Source organism: Cryobacterium arcticum (assembly GCF_001679725.1).
In the GTDB taxonomy this organism is placed as follows: Bacteria; Actinomycetota; Actinomycetes; order Actinomycetales; family Microbacteriaceae; genus Cryobacterium; species Cryobacterium arcticum_A.
The window spans coordinates 1,759,749-1,777,337 of record NZ_CP016282.1 but is presented as its reverse complement, the minus strand read 5'-3'; the positions used below and the strand labels follow the sequence as shown (position 1 = coordinate 1,777,337).

14 protein-coding genes are annotated in these 17,589 nt (G+C 68.7%); 3 read left to right on the top strand and 11 right to left on the bottom strand.

All coding sequences use genetic code 11. The features are described 5' to 3' along the window. Nucleotides 1-16: 16 nt before the first annotated feature. Nucleotides 17-1,963: a Stk1 family PASTA domain-containing Ser/Thr kinase gene (gene pknB / locus PA27867_RS07905; protein WP_066595064.1), complete on the top strand. Its 1,947-nt coding sequence runs from the start codon at nucleotides 17-19 to the stop codon at nucleotides 1,961-1,963. A gap of 148 nt (nucleotides 1,964-2,111) precedes the next feature. Here pknB and PA27867_RS07900 read toward each other — a convergent pair whose 3' ends face one another. The 3 genes from PA27867_RS07900 to PA27867_RS07890 all read right to left on the bottom strand — a co-directional run bounded on the left by PA27867_RS07900 (nucleotide 2,112) and on the right by PA27867_RS07890 (nucleotide 5,275). Further along, nucleotides 2,112-3,455 carry a class II 3-deoxy-7-phosphoheptulonate synthase gene (locus tag PA27867_RS07900; protein WP_066595062.1) on the bottom strand — a complete coding sequence of 448 codons (1,344 nt, stop codon included), beginning with the start codon at nucleotides 3,453-3,455 and terminating at the stop codon, nucleotides 2,112-2,114. 128 nt (nucleotides 3,456-3,583) lie between these two features. Then, nucleotides 3,584-4,273 (bottom strand): lysophospholipid acyltransferase family protein, encoded by a 690-nt coding sequence (locus tag PA27867_RS07895; RefSeq protein WP_066595060.1) that lies wholly within the window; start codon nucleotides 4,271-4,273, stop codon nucleotides 3,584-3,586. Nucleotides 4,274-4,327: 54 nt separating this feature from the next. After that, nucleotides 4,328-5,275 carry an ROK family glucokinase gene (locus tag PA27867_RS07890; protein WP_066595058.1) on the bottom strand — a complete coding sequence of 316 codons (948 nt, stop codon included), beginning with the start codon at nucleotides 5,273-5,275 and terminating at the stop codon, nucleotides 4,328-4,330. A gap of 202 nt (nucleotides 5,276-5,477) precedes the next feature. On the opposite strand from PA27867_RS07890, the gene PA27867_RS07885 reads away from it, so the two are divergent. Beyond that, nucleotides 5,478-7,322: an AMP-dependent synthetase/ligase gene (locus tag PA27867_RS07885; RefSeq protein ID WP_066595056.1), complete on the top strand. Its 1,845-nt coding sequence runs from the start codon at nucleotides 5,478-5,480 to the stop codon at nucleotides 7,320-7,322. A 64-nt stretch (nucleotides 7,323-7,386) separates the two neighbouring features. On the opposite strand, the gene def is transcribed toward PA27867_RS07885, so the two are convergent. From def to PA27867_RS07870, 3 genes are all read right to left on the bottom strand, one after another. Continuing rightward, nucleotides 7,387-7,878 (bottom strand): peptide deformylase, encoded by a 492-nt coding sequence (def, locus tag PA27867_RS07880; protein ID WP_066595054.1) that lies wholly within the window; start codon nucleotides 7,876-7,878, stop codon nucleotides 7,387-7,389. A gap of 146 nt (nucleotides 7,879-8,024) precedes the next feature. After that, the gene (locus PA27867_RS07875) at nucleotides 8,025-9,452 is read right to left on the bottom strand and encodes a MinD/ParA family ATP-binding protein (protein WP_236900877.1); all 1,428 of its coding nucleotides are present in this window, start codon (nucleotides 9,450-9,452) and stop codon (nucleotides 8,025-8,027) included. Between the two features lie 55 nt (nucleotides 9,453-9,507). Further along, complete coding sequence (locus PA27867_RS07870) at nucleotides 9,508-12,912, bottom strand: pyruvate carboxylase (RefSeq protein WP_066595051.1); 3,405 nt, start codon at nucleotides 12,910-12,912, stop codon at nucleotides 9,508-9,510. A 77-nt stretch (nucleotides 12,913-12,989) separates the two neighbouring features. Here PA27867_RS07870 and PA27867_RS07865 point away from each other — a divergent pair, with 77 nt between their 5' ends. Beyond that, on the top strand, nucleotides 12,990-13,802 hold the full coding sequence (locus PA27867_RS07865; protein ID WP_066595050.1) for a ParA family protein: 813 nt from the start codon (nucleotides 12,990-12,992) through the stop codon (nucleotides 13,800-13,802). A gap of 93 nt (nucleotides 13,803-13,895) precedes the next feature. Here PA27867_RS07865 and PA27867_RS07860 read toward each other — a convergent pair whose 3' ends face one another. The 5 genes from PA27867_RS07860 to PA27867_RS07840 all read right to left on the bottom strand — a co-directional run bounded on the left by PA27867_RS07860 (nucleotide 13,896) and on the right by PA27867_RS07840 (nucleotide 17,510). Then, nucleotides 13,896-14,447: a MerR family transcriptional regulator gene (locus PA27867_RS07860; protein ID WP_066595049.1), complete on the bottom strand. Its 552-nt coding sequence runs from the start codon at nucleotides 14,445-14,447 to the stop codon at nucleotides 13,896-13,898. 210 nt (nucleotides 14,448-14,657) lie between these two features. Next, nucleotides 14,658-15,356, bottom strand: a complete 699-nt coding sequence (locus PA27867_RS07855; protein WP_066595048.1) for a MerR family transcriptional regulator — start codon at nucleotides 15,354-15,356, stop codon at nucleotides 14,658-14,660. Beyond that, nucleotides 15,356-15,769 carry an FHA domain-containing protein gene (locus PA27867_RS07850; RefSeq protein WP_084021395.1) on the bottom strand — a complete coding sequence of 138 codons (414 nt, stop codon included), beginning with the start codon at nucleotides 15,767-15,769 and terminating at the stop codon, nucleotides 15,356-15,358. Before PA27867_RS07850 ends, PA27867_RS07855 begins: the two co-directional genes overlap by 1 nt. Nucleotides 15,770-15,915: 146 nt before the next feature. Beyond that, complete coding sequence (locus PA27867_RS07845) at nucleotides 15,916-16,494, bottom strand: CDP-alcohol phosphatidyltransferase family protein (RefSeq protein ID WP_236900876.1); 579 nt, start codon at nucleotides 16,492-16,494, stop codon at nucleotides 15,916-15,918. 65 nt (nucleotides 16,495-16,559) lie between these two features. Next, nucleotides 16,560-17,510, bottom strand: a complete 951-nt coding sequence (locus PA27867_RS07840) for a Ku protein (RefSeq protein ID WP_066595047.1) — start codon at nucleotides 17,508-17,510, stop codon at nucleotides 16,560-16,562. Between the last annotated feature and the right edge of the window lie 79 nt (nucleotides 17,511-17,589).

The following is a 17,589-nucleotide window of genomic DNA, read 5'->3' as shown; positions in this document are numbered from 1 at the left end:
TCCGTAGACTCGACGGGTGACCGAAAGCCCCACTGACCCCATGATCGGCCGTCTCATCGACGGCCGCTATCAGGTGCGCTCCCGGATCGCCCGCGGCGGTATGGCCACCGTGTACCTCGCCACCGACCTGCGCCTCGAGCGCCGGGTGGCGATCAAGATCATGCACGGCCACCTGGCCGACGACAACGCGTTCCGCAGCCGCTTCATCCAGGAGGCCCGCTCGGCGGCGCGCCTGGCGCACCCGAACGTTGTGAACGTCTTCGACCAGGGCCAGGACGCCGACATCGCCTACCTGGTGATGGAGCACCTGCCCGGAATCACGCTGCGCGACCTGCTCAAGGACTACGGCCGGCTCACCCCCGAGCAGACCATGGACATCCTCGAGGCCGTGCTCTCCGGCCTCGCCGCCGCCCACAAGGCCGGCATCGTGCACCGCGACGTCAAGCCGGAGAACGTGCTGCTCGCCGATGACGGCCGCATCAAGATCGGCGACTTCGGGCTGGCCCGGGCGGTGAACAACAACACCGCCACCGGCCAGGCCCTGCTGGGCACTGTCGCGTACCTCTCCCCCGAACTCGTCACCCGCGGCATCGCGGATGCCCGGAGCGATATCTACGCCCTCGGCATCATGACCTACGAGATGCTCACCGGCGAGCAGCCCTATGTCGGTGAGGCGCCCATGCAGGTGGCCTACCAGCACGCCAACGACACCGTTCCGATGCCCAGCCTGGTTGCCCCCGGCGTGCCCCAGGAACTCGACGAGCTCGTGCTGTGGGCCACGGCCCGCGACCCCGAGGAACGCCCGCGAGACGCCCGGGTGATGCTCGACCAGCTCCTCGACGTGGAAAAACTGGTGCGCCCGAACGACCAGACCGCCATGCAGGCCACCATGGTGCTGCCCCGGAGCGTCGTGGCCACCTCGGCCGACGCCGAGACGCAGATCCTCGGCCGCGCTCCCCTGGCGGCCGCGGCGACCCTGATCGCCCCCGACCCCGAGACGGGCGAGGTGGACAGCACCGATCAGCTGGCCGGCACGACTCAGAAGCGTCGCCGCCGCGGCTACTGGCTCTTCACCCTGATCGTGCTGCTGGCGGCCCTCGCGGGCGGCGCCGGCTGGTACTTCGGGGTCGGCCCCGGCTCGGAGATCGCCGTGCCCAGCCTGACCTCGGCCTCTCCGGAGGAGGCCACCGCGCAGCTGGAGGCACTCGGCCTGGTCGCAGCCCCCGGCACGGCGTACAGCACCGAGATCCCCGCCGGGCTCGTTGTCGGCACCAACCCCGGCGACGGGACCCGTGTGGCCAAGGGCAGCACGGTGACCGTCAACGTGTCACAGGGGCCCGCCCCGATCGTGCTCCCGACCCTGGCAGGCCTGACCCCTGACGCCGCCGCGACGGCGATCAGCGACGCCTTGGCTGTGCCGGGAACTGTGGACGAGATCTTCTCCAACACCGTCAAGAAGGGCCTGGTCATCTCGGCCACCCGTGACAGCGACGGCGGCGACGTCTCGCAGGGCGGCGACTCGTTCGAGGGCGCCACGATCAACTACGCGGTCTCCCTCGGCGACGTCACCGACGTCACCGGCCAGACCCTCGAGGACGCCATCGACACCCTCGCCGACCAGGACCTCGAGGGCCGTTCAGGGCCTGAGACCTACAGTGAGACCGTGGCAAAGGGCAAGGTCATCTCGGCCGCGCCGGCCAGTGGCGGGCCGCTCCGGAAGGGCTCGGTCATCACGCTCACGGTCTCCCGCGGTCCCGAGCCCGTCGAGGTCCCCGATGTGGTCGGACAGGGCTGGTCCGAGGCCAAGAACACGCTGACCGACCTCGGCTTCAAGCTGAGCTACAACCCCGGCGCGGACGCCATCGCGGCCCTGCTGAGCGTCGCCTCGACCGACCCTGTCGCCGGAACCTCGCTGCCCAAGGGCAGCACAATCACGCTCAAGCCGACGAACCCGTTCGGCTAGCTCGCACCAGGGTCCCGCACCACAAGCCCGCACCACGGGCCACGTGATGGGGGCACCCGTTTGTATGCTCGCTCCGGCATGGACAGCAAACGCGGCCCCGGATGACCGGGGCCGCGTTCGGCCGTACTGCGGGTGTGCCCGCGGGCTGCTAGCGGGCAGCCAGCTCCTCGGCCACCAGGAACGCGAGTTCCAGGGACTGCATGTGGTTCAGGCGCGGGTCACAGAGCGACTCGTACCGGGTCGCCAGAGCGGCCTCGTCGATGTGCTCGGAGCCGCCGAGGCATTCGGTGACGTCGTCTCCCGTGAGTTCGACGTGGATGCCGCCCGGGTGGGTGCCCACCGCGCGGTGCGCCTCGAAGAAGCCCTTGACCTCGTCGACGACGTCGTCGAAGCGACGGGTCTTGTACCCGGTGGGCGTGGTGACGCCGTTGCCGTGCATGGGGTCGGTGACCCAGAGCGGTGTCGCGTCGCTGGCCTTGATGGCCTCGAGCAGCGGCGGCAGGGCGTCGCGGATCTTGCCGGCGCCCATCCGGGTGATGAAGGTCAGCCGGCCGGGTTCGCGGTCGGGGTCGAGCTTGTCGATCAGGCGCAGCATGTCGTCGATCGAGGTGCTCGGGCCGAGCTTGACGCCGATGGGGTTGCGCACGCGGGAGAGGAAGTCCACGTGGGCGCCGTCGATCTCGCGGGTGCGCTCCCCGATCCAGACGAAGTGCGCCGAGGTGTTGTACGGCGTGCCGGTGCGGGAGTCGATGCGCGTCATGGGGCGCTCGTAGTCCATCAGCAGACCCTCGTGGCTGGTGTAGAACTCCGTGCGGCGCATGGCCTCGAAGTCGGCGCCACAGGCGATCATGAACTTGATGGCGCGGTCGATGTCCTTGGCCAGGCCCTCGTAGCGCTGGTTGGCGGGGTTCTTCGCGAAGCCCTGGTTCCAGCTGTGCACCTGGCGGAGGTCGGCGAAGCCGCCCTGCGTGAACGCACGGATCAGATTGAGGGTGGAGGCGCTCGTGTGGTACGCCTTGACCAAGCGGTCGGGGTCGGCCTCGCGGGACTCCGGCGTGAAGTCGTAGCCGTTCACGATGTCGCCGCGGTAGGCGGGCAGGGTCACGTCGCCGCGGGTCTCGAAGTCGCTCGAGCGCGGCTTGGCGAACTGGCCGGCCATACGGCCCATCTTCACGACGGGCATGGAGGCGCCGTAGGTGAGGACGACGGCCATCTGCAGCACGGTCTTGACCCGGTTGCGGATCTGCTCTGCCGTGGCGCCGCTGAAGGTCTCGGCACAGTCGCCGCCCTGCAGCAGGAAGGCCTCGCCACGGGCAGCCTGGGCCAGGCGGTCGCGCAGGATGTCGACCTCGCCGGCGAAGACCAACGGCGGCTGGGTGGCCAGCTCGGCGGAGGCGGCGGCCACGGCGTCGGCATCCGGCCAGGCCGGCTGCTGCTTGATGGGAAGGGTGCGCCAATAGTCCAGCCCGTTGATTACAGATGTGTCTGCCATTACAACCGGTTCGGTGGGGTCTACCACGGGACTGAGCCTGTTTTCTCTTCTTCGGCCCGCTCGGTGCGGGCCTGGGGTGAACGTCACGGGCGCGGCAAGCGCACACGACCCGTGAGGGATATTCGAGCCTAGCGTGAAAGGCTGGCGCGCTTCTCCTTGACGCTGGTGGCATAGACGTCGACATATTCCTGCGTGCTGAGGCGGCGCAGTTCGTACATCAGCTCGTCCGTCACGGAGCGCAACACGAACCTGTCGCCCTCCATTCCCTCGAACCGGCTGAAGTCCAGCGGCTTGCCGATCACGATGCCGATGCGTCGCACCTTGGGGATCCGGGTGCCGGTGGGCATGGCCTTCTCGGTGTCGATCATGGCAACGGGCACGACGGGGACGCCCGCCTCGAGCACCATCCGGGCCACGCCCGTGCGGCCGCGGTACATGCGCGCGTCCGGGCTGCGAGTGCCCTCGGGGTAGATGCCGAGGGCTCCCCCGGCGTTCAGGACCGCGAGCCCGGTGTTGAGGGAGTCTTCGGAGGCCTTGCCGCCGGAGCGGTCGATGGGCAGCTGTCCGGTGGCTTTGAAGAACTGCCGGGTGGCCCATCCCTTGAGGCCCGTCCCCGTGAAGTACTCGCTCTTGGCCAGGAACACGACCCGGCGCGGCACGACGAGCGGCAGGAAGACCGAGTCGATGAAGGACAGATGATTGCTCGCGAGCACCACGCCGCCCTCTTTGGGGATGTTGTCGAGCCCGATCACCCAGGGCCGGAACAGGCCGAGCAGGAGCGGGCCCGCGACAATATTCTTCATGAACCAGTAGAACATCGGTGTCCTTACCTGACGGTGCTCAGCACTGCGCTGTCCTCGAGCACAGTCAGCCTACTCACCGGTGACGTGTCGGCGGGCGAGATCGGCGGCGCCGACGACGCCGGCATCGTTGACCAACTCGGCGATGGCGAATTCGGCCTCCGGGTGGTAGCCACGGGCCGGCAGGTTGTCGAGGTAGGCGCTGCGGATGGGCTCGAGCAGCAGCTCGCCGGCCGCGGCCACGCCGCCGCCGAAGACGAAGACCTGCGGGTCGAGGACCGCGGCCAGGCTCGCGCAGGCCTGCCCGAGCGAGGCGCCGAGCTGGCGGAGCGCCGCCAGGGCACCGGGATCGCCGTCCTGGATGAAGCGGCCGACATCCTTGCCGGTGAGCTTGCCGCGCTTGGCGCGCGACGCTGCCAGGCCCAGCCCGATGCCGCCGGCATCCGCGAATTCGTTGGCGATGCGCAGCAGGGCACGTCCGGAGCCGTACTGTTCGATGCAGCCGTGCGCGCCGCAGCCGCAGGGCAGTCCGTCGGGCACGACGCGCATGTGGCCCAGCTCGGCGCCCACACCGAAGCCGCCACGGAAGAGCTTGTCGCGAGAGACGATGGCCCCGCCGACGCCGGTGCCGATGGTGAGGGTCACCATGTCGCTGTAGAGCCGGCCGGCGCCGAAGCAGAACTCGGCCCAGCCGGCCGCGTTGGCGTCGTTCTCGATGATGATGGGAACCGACAGGCGGGACTCGAGCTTCTCGCGCAACGGCTCGTTGCGCCAGTTGATGTTGGGGGCGTAGTAGACCGTCGACTGAGCGGCGTCGATGAACCCGGCGGCGGCCACACCCGCGGCGACGACATCTTCACCCGCGGAGAGTCCTTCGATCATCTCGACGACGGCGTCCTCGATCTCACGCGGATCCGCGGCCTCGGTGGGGCGGCGGTCCGACTTGATGATGGTTCCGAATTCGTCGACGAGGGCACCGGCGATCTTGGTCCCGCCGATGTCAATCCCAATGGCGTGCACGACTGACACCTTTCGTTGGTGGAGCTTCAGGGAGGTTCTTCAGCCGGTTGCACACCGGCCTGGGCGCGAGAGCGACCTGAACGACCACGGAGGCACCCCCTAGAGTGTAGTAAACGAGTATGCCGCCGGGAGAATCGCGAGGCTCAAGTCGTTTCACGGCTAGGCTGGTCGCACTTACCCGTCCGGTGCCAAAGGAGTTACCGTGAAACAGTTCGATGAGCCCGCCGTCGTCCCCGCCGACCCGAACGCGAATGTCACCGACCTGCTGGTCGACCGCCTCGCCCTGACCCCGCACTCCGTGCTGTTCTCCCGCCCGGACCAGGGCGGATGGCTGCCGGTCACCACCATGGAGTTCCACGCCGAGGTCGTCGCCCTCGCCAAGGGCCTCGTCGCCTCCGGTGTCCAACCGGGCGACAAGATCGGCTTGACCTGCAAGACCCGGTACGAGTGGACGTTGATCGACTTCGCCGTCTGGTTCGCCGGCGCGATCCTGGTCCCGGTCTACGAGACCAGCTCACCCAGCCAGATCCAGTGGATCCTCAGCGACTCGGGAGCAACGGCGCTCATCGTGGAGACTGCGGACCACTTCGCCCGGTTCGACGAAGTGCACCCTGACCTGCCCGGCGTCGAGACGGTCTGGCAGATCGACCTCGGCGACCTCGACAAGCTCGCCTCCCGCGGCGTCGACGTTCCGGATGCCGAGATCGAACGCCGCCGCAGCCTGGCGGTCGGCTCGGACATGGCCACCCTCATCTACACCTCCGGTTCCACCGGGCGCCCCAAGGGCTGCGTGCTCAGCCACAGCAACTTCGTGGAGACCAGCCGCAACGCCGGGATCGCGCTCAAGCCGGTGCTCACCGACCCTGAGGGCGCATCCACGCTGCTGTTCATCACCACCGCCCACGTCTTCGCCCGCTTCATCTCGGTGCTCTGCGTGCACGGCGGCGTGCGGGTCGGCCACCAGCCGGACACCCGGCAGCTGCTGCCGTCGCTAGGGAGCTTCAAGCCCACCTTCCTGCTGGCCGTTCCGCGGGTGTTCGAGAAGGTCTACAACTCCGCCGAGCAGAAGGCCGAAGCCGGTGGCAAGGGCAAGATCTTCGAGGCCGCGTCGGAGGTCGCCGTCGAGCACTCCAAGCTCGTCGAGGCCGGCGAACGAATCCCGCTGGGCATGAAGATCAAGTTCGCCCTCTTCGACAGGCTCGTCTACAGCAAGCTCCGAGCCGCCATGGGCGGCAAGGTCAAGTACGCCGTGTCGGGGTCCGCGCCGCTCGGCGCGCACCTGGGCCATTTCTTCCACAGCCTGGGCATCGTCATCCTGGAGGGCTACGGCCTCACGGAGACCACGGCGCCTGCGACCGTGAACCTGGCCACCAAGTCGAAGATCGGCACCGTCGGACCGGCACTTCCGGGTGTGTCGGTGCGGGTCATGGATGACGGTGAGATCGAGGTGAAGGGCGTCAACGTCTTCACCGAGTACTGGCACAACCCCGAGGCCACGGCCGCCGCGTTCGACGACGGCTGGCTGAAGACCGGGGACATCGGCGCCCTCGACTCCGAGGGTTTCCTCTCGATCACCGGGCGAAAGAAAGAGATCATCGTGACCGCCGGCGGCAAGAACGTCGCCCCGGCCGCGCTGGAGGACCCCATCCGGTCCAACCCGCTGGTCGGTCAGGTCGTGGTAGTCGGCGACCAGAAGCCGTTCATCGCGGCCCTCGTCACGCTCGACCCCGAGATGCTGCCGGTCTGGCTGAAAAACAACCACGAAGACGCGGGCCTGTCGCTCATGGACGCGTCGGTGCACCCCAAGGTGCTGGCCGAGGTGCAGCGCGCCATCGACCACGCCAACGAGACGGTGTCGCGGGCCGAATCGATCCGGAAGTTCGTGGTGCTGCCCATCGAGCTCACCGAGGCCGCCGGGTACCTCACCCCCAAGATGAGCATCAAGCGCGACGTGATCCTGCGCGACTTCGCCGCCGAGATCCAGAACCTCTACGGGGCCAATCCGGTCACAGCGGCGGTGCCGGTGCGCACGAACGCCCAGGACTAGCTCAGGAGCTCAGGGTCGGGCGATGCCGGCCCTGGGCCGGGCCCGTCCGGCCCGCAGGCCTGGCCTAGAACCAGTCCGACTCGCGGACTTCCTTCATGGCCGCCCGCCGGCTCTCCTTGTCGAGCCTGTCGAGATAGAGCAGCCCGTCCAGGTGGTCGGTCTCGTGCTGCAGGGCCTGGGCCAGCAGGCCCTCACCGGCCAGCTCGACGGCGTTCCCGTCGAGGTCGATGCCGGTGACCCGGGCGAACGGGAACCGGCGCGTGGGGTACCACAGGCCGGGCACCGACAGGCAGCCCTCGTCGACCAGCTCCGGTTCGCCCGAAAGCTCCACGATGACCGGGTTGAGGATGTAGCCGATATCGCCGTCGATGTTGTAGCTGAACGCCCGCAGGTTGACGCCGATCTGCGACGCGGCGACGCCCGCGCGGCCCGGCAGCTTCACGCTGTCGACGAGGTCCTCCACCAGGCTCCGCACGCGCGCGTCGATCGTGCCGATCGGCTCTGAGCGGGTCTTGAGGACGGGATCGCCCAGCAGGCGGATCTGGCGTTCGGGCACGGGGTGACTCTCTTCGGGTTCAGCGGCGGCCGGTTCGGCGTCGGTCGCGGTACAGGTGGGCGAGGTGCGGGGTTGGCGGGTATGGGTGAGCGGGTACGGATCGGCGGGTACGGATTGGCAGGGTGCAGCGGAGGTGCCGGCGACGCTCAGGCGCGTCGCTCGGCGGGCAGACCTTCCACGACCAGGGCGGCCAGGGTGCGGGCGGCCAGCCGCGTGATCGGCTTGAGGTCCTTGTAGGACACGACACTGCCGGCGGCCAGCTGCGGGTCGTACGGGATCCGCACGATCTCGCGCACGCGGGACCTGAAGTGCGACTCGATCTCCTCGAGCTTGACCAGGTTGGTGCCCTGCGTGGCCGTGTTCAGGGCCACCACGGCGTTGCGCACCAGGTCGCCGTAGCCGTTGGCCTCCAGCCAGGTGAGGGTCTCCGACGCCAGTCGTGCCTCGTCGACGCTGCCGCCGGAGACGATGACGATGGAATCGGCCCGCTGCAGGGTGGCCCGCATGACGGAGTGCACGATGCCGGTGCCGCAGTCGGTGAGCACGATCGAATAGAACCGGGCCGCGAGGTCGGCGACGACGTTGTAGTCGTTCTCGTCGAACGCCTCGGAGAGCAGCGGGTCGGTGTCGCTGGCGAGGATGTCCAGCCGGGTCTCGTCCCGGGACACCAGAGCGGAGAAGTCGGTGAAGCCGCCGATGGACGCGGCCTTGGTGACGACGTCGCGCACGGTGGACCTGGTCTGCTTCGTCACTCGTTCGGAGAGCGTGCCGCGGTCGGGGTTGGCGTCGACGGCGATGATCCGGTCCTCGCGGGCGTCGGCGAGGGCCATGCCCATGAGCGCGGTGACCGTGGTCTTGCCCACGCCGCCCTTGCGGGTGAGGACCGGTACGAAGCGGGCGCCGCCCTCGAACTGCTTGCGGATACGTTCGTCCATGGCCTGGTGAGCGCGCACAGCGGCGGAGTCACCCAGGTTGATCAGGTGCAGGGAGGCGCTGTAGACGAACCGGTTCCAGCTGCCCTGGGGGGCGCGCCGGGTGCGCCGGTTGACCTCGAGCAACCGGTCAGAGGTGAGCATCGACGCGGACTCCGGGGCGACGGTGTCGGTGCGGGTGCGTTCGCGCCGGCTGCCGGTGGGCGCACCGGTCGGACCGGTGCCGAGCGAGAGCGCCGCGGCGGCGGTGCCGCTGGCTCCGACGGGAACGGCCAGCTCGCGCGCGGGCTGCGGGGTGACGATCTCGATGGTGTGTGTGCCGGGGTGGGCATGCGCCGACGGGTCACCGGCCGTCCGGGCCGTTCCGGCGGGCCGCCCGGATCCGCGGGTCAGCGCGGACGACGGCGCAGAGGAAGCCGCCGACACGGGCCGCGACCCGTCGCCGAGGGGCACCCCCAGGCTCTCGGGCAGGGCCGCCGCGAGGTTGTCGAAGGTGTGCGGCGGGAGTTCGCTGTGATACTCGTCGCCGGCCCGCACCGAGGTGCCGGCGGCGCCCGCGGCCCTGGCCGAAGCCGGAGCCGGGGTCAGCTCGCCGTCACCCTCGTCGTGCGGATAGGCATCGTCTGTCCGTTTATCTGTCACAGCAGACTCCTCGTTCCTCAGCGGGCCACGAATGGGGCCCAAATCAGGCCTCAGCCTAGCGTGGTCGCACCACCACGAGCAGGTCGCCGGCGTCAACCTGCTGGGTGGTGGGGATCGCCACGCGCTCCACTACGCCCGCGATGGGCGAGGTGATGGCCGCTTCCATCTTCATGGCTTCGATGGATGCCACGCTCTGGCCGGCCACGACGTGGTCACCGTCGGCGACCTGCAGGGTGACCACTCCGGAGAACGGGGCGGCGACCTGGCCGGGCTGGTTGGCATCCGCCTTCTCGGCGGCCTTGGTCACGACGGCGATGCTGCGGTCGCGCACGAACACCGGACGCAGCTGGCCGTTGAGGATGGTCATGACGGTGCGCATGCCCTTGTCGTCGGCCTCGCCGATCGCCTCGAGGCCGACGTATAGCCGCACGCCCTTGTCGATCTCGACCGAGTGCTCGGTGCCCTGGCGCAGGCCGTAGAGGTAGTCGACGGTGTCCACGACGGACAGGTCGCCGAACAGCTCACGGATCTGCTGGAAGTGCCGCGTGGGCGCGGGGAACAACAGCTGGTTGAGCATGCCGCGACGGGTGGCGCTGTCGCCGCCCAGGGCTTCTTTCTCGTCCGCGGTGAGCTCGGTGGTGCTCACCCGCACGTTGCGGCCCTCGAGGACCTTGCTGCGGAAGGGCTCCGGCCAACCGCCGGGCAGGTCGCCCAGCTCGCCGGCCATGAAGCCCACCACGGAGTCCGGCACGTCGTACTTGGACGGGTTGGCCTCGAAGTCGGCCGGGTCGGCGTTCACCGCGGCGAGGTAGAGGGCGAGGTCGCCGACCACCTTGGAGGACGGCGTCACCTTGGGCACCCGGCCCAGGATGGTGTTGGCTGCCGCGTACATGTCCTCGATGAGCTCGAAGTCGTCGGCGAGGCCCAGCGCCACGGCCTGCGTACGCAGGTTGGAGAGCTGTCCGCCGGGGATCTCGTGCTTGTAGACCCGGCCGGTGGGGGCGCGAAGACCGGATTCGAAGGGGTGGTAGACCCGGCGCACGTCCTCCCAGTAGGGCTCCAGGTCGCAGACGTTCTGCAGCGAGATACCCGTGTCGCGCTCGGTGTGCGCGAGGGCGGCGACGAGCGACGAGGCGGAGGGCTGGCTGGTGGTACCGCCCATGGGCGCGCTGGCCACATCGACGGCGTCGGCGCCGGCGCGGGAGGCCGCGAGCAGCGTGGCGAGCTGGCCACCAGGAGTGTCGTGCGTGTGCACGTGCACCGGCAGGTCGAACCGTTCGCGGAACGCCGCGACGAGCTTCTCCGCCGCGGCCGGACGCAGCAGGCCGGCCATGTCCTTGATGGCCAGGATGTGCGCGCCGGAGGCGACGATCTGGTCGGCCAGGCGCAGGTAGTAGTCCAGCGTGTAGAGGCTCTCGGCCGGGTCGAGCAGGTCGCCCGTGTAGCAGACCGCCACCTCGGCCACGCTGGTGCCGGTGTTCAGCACGGCATCGATGGCCGGGCGCATCTGGTTGACGTCGTTGAGGGCGTCGAAGATGCGGAAGATGTCGACGCCGGTGTCGCTGGCCTCGCGCACGAACGCATCCGTCACCTCGGTGGGGTACGGCGTGTAGCCGACCGTGTTGCGGCCGCGCAGGAGCATCTGGATGTTGATGTTGGGCAGCGCCTCCCGCAGGGCAGCGAGGCGCTCCCAGGGGTCTTCGCCGAGGAAGCGCAGAGCGACGTCGTAGGTGGCGCCGCCCCAGGCCTCGACCGAGAGCAGCTCCGGGGTGAGCCTGGCCACGTGCGGCGCGACCGCGACGAGGTCCTTGGTGCGCACCCGGGTGGCCAGCAGGGACTGGTGGGCGTCACGGAAGGTGGTGTCGGTGACGGCCAACGCGGTCTGGGCGCGCAGGGCGCTCGCGAAACCGACCGGGCCGAGCAGCTGCAGCTTCTGGCGGGAGCCCTCGGGCGCCGGCTGCGAGAGGTCGATCTTCGGGAGCTTCTCGGCCGGGTTCATCAGCGTGATCGGAACCCCGTTGGGCTGGTTGACAGTGACGTCGGCCAGCCAGTTGAGGATCTTCGTGCCGCGGTCCTTCGAGGCGCGGCCGCGCAGCAGCTGCGGGCGCTCGTCGATGAACGAGGTGCTCAGATCGCCGGCGGCGAAGTCGGGGTCCTCGAGCACGGCCTGCAGGAAGGCGATGTTGGTGGAGACGCCGCGGATGCGGAACTCCGCCAGCGCGCGCTTGGACCGGGTGACAGCGGAGGCGTAGTCGCGGCCGCGGCAGGTGAGCTTGGCCAGCATCGAGTCGAAGTGCGGGCTGATCTGCGCGCCCGGGTTGATGGTGCCGCCGTCCAGGCGGATACCGGCGCCGCCGGGTGAGCGGTACGTGGTGATCTTGCCGGTGTCGGGGCGGAAACCCGCGGTGGGGTCCTCCGTGGTGATGCGGCACTGCAGGGCGAAGCCGCGCAGCTTGATCGAGTCCTGGCTCAGGCCAAGGTCGGCGAGGGTCTCCCCCGCGGCGATCCGGATCTGCGACTGCACGAGGTCGACGTCGGTGACCTCTTCCGTGACGGTGTGCTCCACCTGGATGCGCGGGTTCATCTCGATGAACACGTGCTGGCCGGCGCGCTCGCCCACGGTGTCGAGCAGGAACTCGACGGTGCCGGCGTTGACGTAGCCGATCGAGCGGGCGAAGGCCACAGCGTCCTTGTGCAGACGCTGGCGGATCTCCTCCGGCAGGTTGGGCGCCGGTGCGATCTCGATGACCTTCTGGTGGCGGCGCTGCACGGAGCAGTCCCGCTCGAACAGGTGCACGGTCTCGCCCGTGGCATCCGCGAGGATCTGCACCTCGATGTGACGCGGACGGAGCACGGCCTGCTCGAGGAACATGGTGGGGTCGCCGAAGGCGCTGTTGGCCTCCCGCATGGCTTCTTCGAGTGAGCCGCGCAGGTCGGCCATGGTGGCGACCCGGCGCATGCCGCGTCCGCCGCCCCCGGCGACGGCCTTGGCGAAGATGGGGAAGCCGATGTCCTCGGCGGCCGCGATGAGTTCCTCGACGTCGCGCGACGGTGCGCTGGACTTGAGCACGGGAACACCGGCGGCGATGGCGTGTTCCTTCGCGGTGACCTTGTTGCCGGCCATTTCGAGCACGTGCGATCCCGGCCCGATGAAGGTGATGCCGGCGGCCTTGGCCGCTTCGGCCAGGTCGGGGTTCTCGGAGAGGAATCCGTAGCCGGGGTAAATGGCGTCTGCGCCACTTTCCTTGGCCACGCGGATGATCTCGGCCACGTCGAGGTAGGCGCGTACGGGGTGACCCGGCTCGCCGATCTCGTACGCCTCGTCGGCCTTGAGCCGGTGCAGCGAATTGCGGTCTTCGAACGGGAAGACGGCGACTGTCTTTGCTCCCAATTCATAGGCGGCGCGGAAGGCGCGGATTGCTATCTCTCCACGGTTGGCGACGAGGATTTTGGTGAACATAGAGACCTTTCGATCCGGGAGCGGCACACAGCTGACGGTTAGGTTCTCTAAGACTAGTGAAGGTAACGTATCTACTTGTGCACGTACTTAGCGTTAGCTCCCTCAAGGGAGGGGTAGGCAAGACCACGGTGACCCTTGGTCTGGCTTCTGCTGCCTTCGCCCGCGGTGTTCGGACCCTCGTGGTCGACCTCGATCCGCAATCAGATGTCTCTACCGGGCTCGACATCCAACTCGCCGGCCACCTCAATGTGGCCGATGTGCTGGCCTCGCCGAAGGAGAAAGTCGTGCGGGCCGCCATCGCGCCCAGCGGCTGGACCCGCGGCCGCCCCGGCACCATCGACGTCATGATCGGCAGCCCCTCCGCCATCAATTTCGACGGCCCGCACCCCAGCATCCGGGACATCTGGAAGCTCGAGGAGGCCCTCTCCACGGTGGAGAAGGACTACGACCTGGTGCTCATCGACTGCGCGCCGTCGCTGAACGCCCTCACCCGCACCGCGTGGGCCGCCAGCGACCGAGTCGCCGTGGTGACCGAGCCCGGCCTGTTCTCGGTGGCCGCCGCCGACCGCGCCCTGCGCGCGATCGAGGAGATCCGTCGTGGGCTCAGCCCCCGACTGCAGCCGCTGGGCATCATCGTGAACCGGGCCCGCACGGCCTCGCTCGAGCACCAGTTCCGCATCAAGGAGCTCCGCGACATGTTCGGCCCCCTCGTGCTGACCCCGCAGCTGCCGGAACGCACCAGCCTGCAGCAGGCCCAGGGCGCAGCGAAGCCGCTGCACACCTGGCCGGGAGACAGCGCCCAGGAGATGGCGCACTACTTCGACCAGCTGCTCGACCGGGTGCTGCGCACGGCGCGCATCGGCGAGTACGCCGAGGCGGCCGCCCGCTAATCCCGCCAGCTGTGAGAAAAGCCCCGAAAACGTCCAGTTTTCGGGGCTTTTCTCGCAGTTCGCGAGGGATCGTCGATCGAGCTTGTCGAGATCCTAGGAGACCTTGCGGGAGACACGACGGGCGGCGAGCTCGTCGGAGGGGTCGTTGGCCTGGGTGTCGAGTTCGACCAGGGTGGTCTCGACCTCGCGGAGGACCTTGCCAACGGCGATGCCGAAGACGCCCTGGCCGCGGCTGACGAGGTCGATGACCTCGTCGTTGGACGTGCAGAGGTAGACGCTGGCGCCGTCGCTCATGAGGGTGGTCTGGGCCAGGTCGTTCACGCCGGACTCGCGGAGCTGGTTGACCGCGGTGCGGATCTGCTGCAGCGAGATGCCGGTGTCGAGGAGGCGCTTGACGAGCTTGAGCACGAGGATGTCGCGGAAGCCGTAGAGGCGCTGGGAGCCGGAGCCGGCCGCGCCGCGCACGGTGGGTTCGACGAGTTCGGTGCGGGCCCAGTAGTCGAGCTGGCGGTAGCTGATGCCGGCGGCGCGGGCCGCGACGGCGCCGCGGTATCCGGAGTTCTCGTCGAGCTCGGGCATGCCGTCGGTGAAGAGCAGTCCCTGACCGTAGCGAGACGAATCGTCTCGGGGATTGAGCTCACTCATACGATCGCCTCTCGGGGGTGGATGCGAACCTTCAGGCCGCACTTCAACGTTAGCGAGGCCGACGGCCCCAACCCGTGACATCCGGTGCAAAGGCCCCGGCGTGTCTTGGGAACGGTGACGCGTGCACGGATTCTGCTCCGCGCGCACCCACCACATCCGTGCCACGAGGAGTCGAGCGCGCTGGAATGCGTTGAACTTGCAGTCTACGACTTATTTGGTCAGGCGACCCAGGGCGGAGCGGATGAGGCTGCCGCGGATCACTTCGAGCTGGCCGGCGATCTCCACGGCCATCTCAGCGGCCTTGGCCCGGCTGGAGGCGTCCTTGCGGCGCGCGAGCGGCACGAGGGCGCTCTCGATCAGGCCCAGCTCGCGTTCCGCCGCGCCGCGGAACCCGCGGAGGTGCCGGGGTTCGATGCCGCTCTTCTGCAGGTCGACGAGGGCACGGAGCACCTGCAGGGCGTCTTCGCCGTAGTGCTCGGCCGGCAGGATGATGGAGGACGAGACGGCGTCGTGCAGGAGGGCGGCGGGGGCGCCGGACTCGCGCAGCAGTTCGTCACGGCTGAAGCGGCGGGCCACGACGAGCATGCTCGGCCCTGGAGCCCCTCCGCCGGGCAGCGACGGCGACAGGCCGGCGTCGAGGTCGTCGAGGTAGGAGCGGATGACCTTCAGCGGCAGGTAGTGGTCGCGCTGCATCGACAGGATCAGGCGCAACCGGTCCAGGTCGCCGCCGTTGAACTTGCGGTAGCCCGACTCGGTGCGGGCCGGCGAGACCAGCCCCTGCTCCTCGAGGAAGCGCAGCTTCGACGGGGTGAGGTCGGGGAATTCCGGCGTGAGCCGGGCGAGGACCTGACCGATACTCAGTAGTGACGTCGCGCCCGGCAGCCTGGCCTGGGCGGAGGACGCCGGCACTAGTCGCTCGCCAGGTGTACGAGGTCGAGCCGCGAGGCGTAGAACGTCAGGCGGAATTTTCCGACCTGCACTTCGGACCCGTCGGTGAGGACGGCCAGGTCGATGCGTTCGCCATCGAAGTAGGTGCCGTTGAGCGATCCGAGGTCCTTGACCTGGAAGGTACGGCCTGAACGCAGGAACTCGGCGTGACGCCTGGAGACCGTGACGTCGTCGAGGAAGATGTCGGCATTGGGGTGCCGGCCGACCGTGGTGACATCGGCGTCCAGGAGGAAGCGCGCACCGGAGTTGGGACCGCGGCGCACCACCAGCAGGGCCGAGCCGGAGGGCAGCGCGGCGATGGCTTCCTGCTCCTCGACCGTGACGTTCGAGTCGAGGGCGGCCAACGATGCCGCGAACTCCTGGCTGAACGTCATCGTCGTGTCGACGTTCCCCCTGGCGTTCTCGGGCGCTACCGTCTTCCCCGGCGACACCGTCTGCTCGGGTTCTTTCTTATCGTCGGAATCGACCACCGTGCACCTCCTACCGGTAAATCGTATCGGATGGAACCGGCCAACATTTGCTATGGCAGCCGAATCACCCGAACCGTTTCAATCGCGTAGATGACTCCGGCCCACCAGTAGAGGTACGCGCCCCACAGCCCGAAGGCCCAGCCGACCGGCAGCGACCACCAGGACAGCTCGGGGAACGCCTGCCCGAGCATGATCATCGGAAGGGCGTAGAACAGGCAGAAGGTGGCGATCTTGCCCAGCTGATGCACCGGAAGCGGACCGAAACCGTGGTTGGCCAGCACAACACCGAGGCCGAGCAGGAAGACGTCCCGGCCGACGACGACGGCCACGATCCACCAGGGGACGAGGTCGCGCCAGGCCAGCCCGATCAGTGCGGCGAAGATGTAGAGCCTGTCGGCTGCCGGATCGAGCAGCTGGCCGAGCCGGGTGACCTGGTTGAACCGGCGGGCGATCCAGCCGTCCAGGAAGTCGGTGAGACTGGACACCGCCAGCACCAGCAGCGCCCACGCGTCGGCGCCGTTGACGAGCAGAGCGAGGAAGACCGGCACGAGCCCCAGGCGGAGGAAACTGAGCAGATTGGGCACGGTGATCACCCGGGAGCTCACCACACTCGACTCGGGCCCTGTCACGTGTCGAGTCTATCGACGCGCCTACGGTTCCGGTCAGGCTGTGTTCCGGTCAGGCTGTGTTTCGGTCAGGCTGTGTGCCGGTCAGCGGTGTTCTTCGCCGTGCTCTTCTTCTTCACCGCCGCCGCCTTCTTCTCGGCCGGCTTCTCGGCAGGCTTCGTGGTCGCCTTCCTGGCCGGTGACGCCTTCGCCTTCGACGGTGCCGGGGCAGGGTCCGCCGCCGCGGCCGTTCCCTTCCGGCTCCGGTCGACGCTCCGGCGCAATGCCTCCATGAGGTCGAGCACCTCTCCCCCGCCGCCCTCGTCCTCCGCGGCACCGAAGGTGGCCTCGGTGTCGATGGCGTCGCCCTTCTCGAGCTTTTCCTCGATCAGCCGGCGCAGCTGGGCCTGGTATTCGTCGGTATAGGCGCCCGGGCTGAAGTCGGCCGCGAAGGACTCAACCAGGGCGGCCGAGAGGTCCAGCTCCCGGTCGGAGATCGTCACCGTGTCGTCCAGGGCCGGGAAATCGGCGGTGCGCACCTCGTCGTTCCAGAGCAGGGTCTGCAGCATGAGCACGTCCCCCTGCACCCGGAGCGCCGCCAGCCGGGTCTTCTGCCGTAAGGAGAAGTGCACGATGGCGGTGCGATCGGATTGTTCGAGAGTGCGGCGCAACAGCACGTAGGCCTTGGGCGAGCTCCCGTCGGGCTCGAGGAAATAGCTCCGGTCGAACATGATCGGGTTGAGCTGGTCGCTGGGCACGAACTCCAGCACATCGATCTCCCGGCTGCGTTCCTCTGGGAGGGACTTGAGGTCGGTATCGGTGATGATGACGGTCTTGTCGCCGTCGGTGAACGCCTTGTCGATGTGGGCGTAGTCCACGATGTTGCCGCACACCTCGCAGCGGCGTTGGTAGCGGATGCGGCCGCCATCCGCGTCGTGCACCTGGTGCAGTTCGACGTCGTGGTCTTCGGTGGCGCTGTAGACCTTCACAGGCACGTTGACGAGGCCGAAGGTGATGGCGCCCTTCCAGATCGATCTCATCGCGCCTCCTGAACGCTCGCGGGACGGTTCACCCTTCCAGTAGACACCGTGTTGACCCGCTGCGGCTAGACCGGAAGCG